Origin of the sequence: Serpentinimonas barnesii (assembly GCF_000696225.1) — a bacterium.
In the GTDB taxonomy this organism is placed as follows: Bacteria; Pseudomonadota; Gammaproteobacteria; order Burkholderiales; family Burkholderiaceae_C; genus Serpentinimonas; species Serpentinimonas barnesii.
The window spans coordinates 1-1668 of sequence record NZ_BAWN01000067.1; the positions used below are offsets into that span (position 1 = coordinate 1).

A 1668-nucleotide genomic window follows, 5' to 3' on the forward strand; every position below is an offset into this window, starting at 1 on the left:
CCGGCTACACCCCGAACGAGGCGATCGTGGATTGGGTGTACCTGGAGCAGGCGGCCGAGGCAAGGCTGCGGGGGTAGGGGGGGATGACTGTGGTGCGAACAGCGCACTTGCTGCATTTGTTGCACTTGTTGTGTTATCCTGCAAAGCTTGTGGCGAGGCTGCCCCAGCCCGCCAAGACAGGAGATAGGCATGCGTACCATTGATCATGTTCGGGAGGTTTCGCACCCTCCACTTAACGCCAAGGACAAGGAGATGGTGCGGGTTGCCCAGCGGTGCATCATGGCTTCCTTGGATCATTCCCGTGCGGCAGCGATCACGCTGACGACCGATGCGGGGGACCATCCGACGGTTGAGGTTCCGCCGGCTGCGCTCAAGTTGATTGGACAACTGCTGGGGGCCATGAGCGAAGGGCGCCCGATCGTGTTGATGCCGACCGAACAAGAATTGACGACGGTTGAGGCGGCCAATTTTTTAAACGTCTCCCGCCCGTTTGTGATCAAGGAGATGGAAGCAGGCCGACTGCCCCATCGAAAGGTGGGCACGCACCGCCGCATCGCCTTGGAGGATTTGCTGGCTTACGCGCAGAAAATGCGCGCCCAACAAGCCGCTGCCCTTGACCGGATGGCCGACAACGCGCGCGAGTTGGGATTGGATTACTGATGGCGGGACACGCCCGTTACACGGCGCTGCTCGATGCCTGCGTCTTGTATCCGTTGGCGATGACCGATGCCTTGTTGAGCTTGGCTACGGCGGGATTTTTCGCAGCCAAGTGGACAACGAGGATCGAAGACGAGTGGATGCGCGCTCTCGAAAGGCAGCGGCCCGACTTGGTAGGGAAACTCGGTGTAAGACGTGACAGCATGCGGGATGCAATCCCCGACTGGGAAGTGCCAGAGGCAGCCTGGACTGCTCTGGTCAAGGGGATTGAGCTACCAGATCCGGATGATGTACACGTGCTGGCCGCTGCGATTGCAGGACACGCCGACTGCATCGTGAGCGCCAACTTGAAAGACTTTCCGAGCGCTGTTTTGCTGGAATATGGGATCGAGGCCGTTGATCCAGACACGTTCATGATCAACCAATGGGATCTGGATCCTGTGGGTGTAATTGCAGCCTTCAAGCGCATGCGGGAGCGCCGCAAAAAGCCTCAATCCAGCCCAGATGAATTTGCTGATGCCCTTGAGCTGGCCGGTTTGCCCATGACCGCCGGAAGGCTTAGGGCGGCGTCTGAGTTGATCTGACTGTTTGGCCCCTAGGCGAAAACGGTGTCAGACCACGGTTTTCGCTGAAGCCACTGCAAACCCCCGCTCATCCTGGGTTTTGCGGTCGCGGGGATCAGCAGCACCGTTCGGGCTGAGCCTGTCGAAGCCACGCCAAGCCCTTCGACTGGCTCAGGGCGAACGGCGGACTGGCCAATCTGAGTAAAAACCGTGGTCTGACCCAATTTCCTAGGGGTGAGCGATTTTGTGCTGGTGAGCACCGACAAAGCCGTGCGACCCACCAACCTCATGGGTGCCAGCAAACGCTTGGCCGAAATGGCCCTGCAGGCGCTGGCGGCGGCATCATCGGGCACGGGCACGGGCATGGCTGGCATGGCTGGCTCAGCGGCCTGCGCCCCGGCGAAAAGCTGTACGAAGAGCTGCTGCTGGGCCACAACCCCAGCCCCAC

Annotated in this window: 2 protein-coding genes and 1 pseudogene; all 3 read left to right on the top strand. The window is 60.4% G+C overall.

Annotation, left to right across the window (positions count from 1 at the left end; translation table 11 throughout):
• The first annotated feature begins 189 nt into the window (after window positions 1–189).
• Window positions 190–660 carry a helix-turn-helix domain-containing protein gene (locus SRAH_RS11660; RefSeq protein ID WP_029463509.1) on the top strand — a complete coding sequence of 157 codons (471 nt, stop codon included), beginning with the start codon at window positions 190–192 and terminating at the stop codon, window positions 658–660.
• Entirely contained in the window at window positions 660–1241 is a 582-nt protein-coding gene (locus SRAH_RS11665) for a PIN domain-containing protein (RefSeq protein WP_029463510.1), read from the top strand. The genes SRAH_RS11660 and SRAH_RS11665 overlap by 1 nt, the downstream gene beginning before the upstream one ends.
• Before the next feature lie 210 nt (window positions 1242–1451).
• Window positions 1452–1574 (top strand): annotated as a pseudogene (locus SRAH_RS13165) (polysaccharide biosynthesis protein); the annotation flags it as partial.
• Window positions 1575–1668 lie beyond the last annotated feature (94 nt).